Origin of the sequence: Streptococcus pluranimalium, assembly GCF_047785745.1 — a bacterium.
GTDB classification, from domain to species: domain Bacteria; phylum Bacillota; class Bacilli; order Lactobacillales; family Streptococcaceae; genus Streptococcus; species Streptococcus pluranimalium_B.
Genome location: NZ_JBLOJT010000150.1, coordinates 1 through 2981, shown reverse-complemented (window position 1 = coordinate 2981; position 2981 = coordinate 1). Strand labels below are relative to the sequence as shown.

Genomic DNA, 2981 nt, shown 5'->3' with positions numbered 1-2981 from the left:
AGTACGGTTTTTTATCTGCTATTTAGAAATAGCTAAATCAGCTAATTGTTCTTGAATGTCTGCTAAAGGGGTATCTACTTGAAGAAGAGCAGCTGCGGTGTAGGCCCCTTCTACTATAGGCACATCTTGAATAAGGATTTCTTTGTCCGAAAAGTCAATAGCCATTTCTAAGTTCATGTGAGCAGAACCCAGATCATAAAAAGCTAGTAGTTGCTCTTTGGGATTAGCCTCAATAATCTCTTGAACCTGCTCAAAACTTGAACCAATATCACCATCTTCTGTACCACCAACATAGGTGATAGCAACATCTTTAGCAACTTGTGAAATCAAATCGACCACGCCCTGAGCGATATTTTTAGAATGCGAAATAATAATAATACCAGTATCAGCCATTGAGTACCTCCACTTCTATCAAGGATTTAAAAAGCAAACCTGATGAAAAAGAACCCGGATCGATATGACCAATAGAACGCTCTCCAACATATGAAGCACGTCCCTTGGTGGCTTTCAAGTCTTTAGTTGCTTCTACAGCCTTATCCACAAGTTCCGATGTTAATTGTCCATCATTAATAGCTCCTAAAACTGGTGCCCAAACATCAACCATTGTTTTCTCACCGACCTCAGCCTTACCGCGTTTTTCAATCATATCAAGACCATCTTGTAAGCCACTTTTCAAGTCTTGACCTGCTTTAAGAGCTTTAGTCAAACCCATAAAGGCAGAACCATAGAGAGGACCTGATGCGCCACCGACTTTACTAATCAGCTGCATGGAAACCATCTTGAAGACTTCGTCTGCCGAAGCAAATATTTTACCATCAAGAGTTTCCATGACCGCAGCCATCCCACGCGCCATATTTCCCCCGTGATCACCATCGCCGATTGGTGTGTCTAACTCGCTGAGATAAGCCTTATTCTCTTGAATCTTGTCATTAAATAAACGCATCCATTTAATAGCCATTTCTGGTGTCATAGCAACTCCTTTCTTACCAAGCGACCGTTGTTACTGGGGCATTTAGGGCTGTTACCCATTCTGGGTCTTCAATCTTCACCAGTGTTAAAGAAAGCCCAGCCATATCAATAGAGGTCATATAGTCTCCTAATTTTTTATAGATCACTTTGACACCCTTGTCACTCAATAATTGAGAAACATCATTAGCAAAAACGTATTGTTCCATTAAAGGTGTTGCCCCCATGCCATTGATAAGAAGAGCAAATTCATCACCTTCTTTAGCATCAAAATCAGCCAACAATTTATCCACAAGTTCTGTGGCAAGTTGTGCAGAAGGTTGTAATTTTTCTTTCTTGTAGCCTGGTTCTCCGTGGATACCGATCCCATATTCAAATTCATCATCTTCAAGTACAAATCCTGGTTTTCCAACTTCAGGAACTGTTGCACCAGATAGTGCTAAACCGATAGTCTTGATATTTGGTACCAAATGCTCAGCCAATGCCTTAATATCTTCTAGAGATTTTCCTTGTGCTGCAGCGTAACCAAGAATCTTATGCACAAGTACCGTACCAGCTACACCACGACGTCCCTGTGTATAAAGACTATCTTCAACAGCGATGTCATCGTCCACCACAATACTATCCACAGCAATATCCTCCATTTCAGCCATCTCTTGGGCCATTTCAAAATTCATGATATCACCAGAGTAGTTTTTAATAACCATGAAGACACCGGCACCTTCGTCTGCTGCTTTGATAGCTTCCAAGATTTGATCAGGAGTTGGTGATGTAAAGACAGCACCACAGACAGCTGCTGAGAGCATGCCTTCTCCAACAAAACCAGCATGAGACGGTTCATGACCAGATCCCCCACCTGAAATAAGGGCAACTTTAGCAGTCTTTTCAGCTTTACGAACAATGACATCATAGCCATCTAAACGCTCTACCAAGTCATCATGGACATAGGCAATCCCATCAAGCATTTCTGTCACGACATCTTCTGGACGATTGATAATTTTTTTCATTTGGTTTCCTTTCTAAGATAAGTCAAAAGTAAGCTTTAACAAAAGGCAACTTGACTAAATAATTTGATCACTCATGAAAGTAACTCATTTACTTGTAACCTAAAAATGATTACGCTTACATTATATCATTTTCAAGATAATTTTCAATGACAAAACTGAAACTAAGAAATTTTTGAAAACTTTTTCAAAGAGTGAGAAAAAAGAAACCCTTTCGGATTTCAATAAAACTAATCACCATTTAAAAATTTACTTATTCTATTCCCCTCACTCACAATATCATCTTCTTTGATGACTATTTCATACCGTCCTTTTTTAGATTTAATTACTTTTTCTTTTTTATAGATAGCATGATATCTATCTTCTGCTTCAATTGTAAAATTAGTATGCTCTTCATACTCTCTGGGAATTTTAATAGAAATAGATTTTTTTTTAGGCCTATCTATTTCCTTAATTTCAGTACCTTTATCAATTTTAACAACAATCCTTTTTAATATTTGATCTGTATCATTAACAACTGTAACAAATCTATCTTTATGCTCTTTTTTTTCCGCACTCTCATTAGAATTAGATTTTGAACAACCAATCAATAAAAAACAAAATATAATGATTAAAAAGCTTTTTTTCACTTAATTTTTCTCCTCAGTTTTTTGGTTAAAGAATTTGTAAGAACTTTAGCATCTGATTGTAAGGAAACAAAATTTTGCTCCATTTTATTTTTACGATGTTTAAACATTGATTTATAAAATGGCAGGTAATTAAAAATGATTGGTTCAATAGTTAAGTATAATATTATTCCAAAAAATGCCGAAATTAGATAAACTGGTCCTAAAATATTTCCCATAGCCTCGCTTAATATAAGCATATTATTACTTGCCAATAAGAATATAAAAATAAAACTTAGAGCACTTAGACTCTTCATTCCCAGCCAAGAAAGTAATAACATAAAAATAATTACATAATAAGAGTCTATTCCAAAAGCTATTCCAAAAACAGTTATTTCTTTATATT

General features: G+C 36.2%; 5 protein-coding genes. All 5 read right to left on the bottom strand.

Going from position 1 to position 2981, the window contains the following annotated elements; all coding sequences use genetic code 11:
• Nucleotides 1-18 precede the first annotated feature (18 nt).
• The gene (dhaM, locus tag ACMZ6U_RS09925; RefSeq protein ID WP_416108275.1) at nt 19-393 is read right to left on the bottom strand and encodes a dihydroxyacetone kinase phosphoryl donor subunit DhaM; all 375 of its coding nucleotides are present in this window, start codon (nt 391-393) and stop codon (nt 19-21) included.
• The gene (gene dhaL / locus ACMZ6U_RS09920; RefSeq protein WP_416108274.1) at nt 386-970 is read right to left on the bottom strand and encodes a dihydroxyacetone kinase subunit DhaL; all 585 of its coding nucleotides are present in this window, start codon (nt 968-970) and stop codon (nt 386-388) included. The genes dhaM and dhaL overlap by 8 nt, the downstream gene beginning before the upstream one ends.
• A 13-nt stretch (nt 971-983) precedes the next feature.
• The gene (gene dhaK, locus ACMZ6U_RS09915; protein ID WP_416108273.1) at nt 984-1973 is read right to left on the bottom strand and encodes a dihydroxyacetone kinase subunit DhaK; all 990 of its coding nucleotides are present in this window, start codon (nt 1971-1973) and stop codon (nt 984-986) included.
• Nucleotides 1974-2200: 227 nt separating this feature from the next.
• On the bottom strand, nt 2201-2599 hold the full coding sequence (locus tag ACMZ6U_RS09910) for a hypothetical protein (RefSeq protein WP_416108272.1): 399 nt from the start codon (nt 2597-2599) through the stop codon (nt 2201-2203).
• The coding region (locus ACMZ6U_RS09905) for a hypothetical protein (protein WP_416108271.1) at nt 2596-2981 on the bottom strand (386 nt) is incomplete at its 5' end. The genes ACMZ6U_RS09905 and ACMZ6U_RS09910, both read right to left, overlap by 4 nt.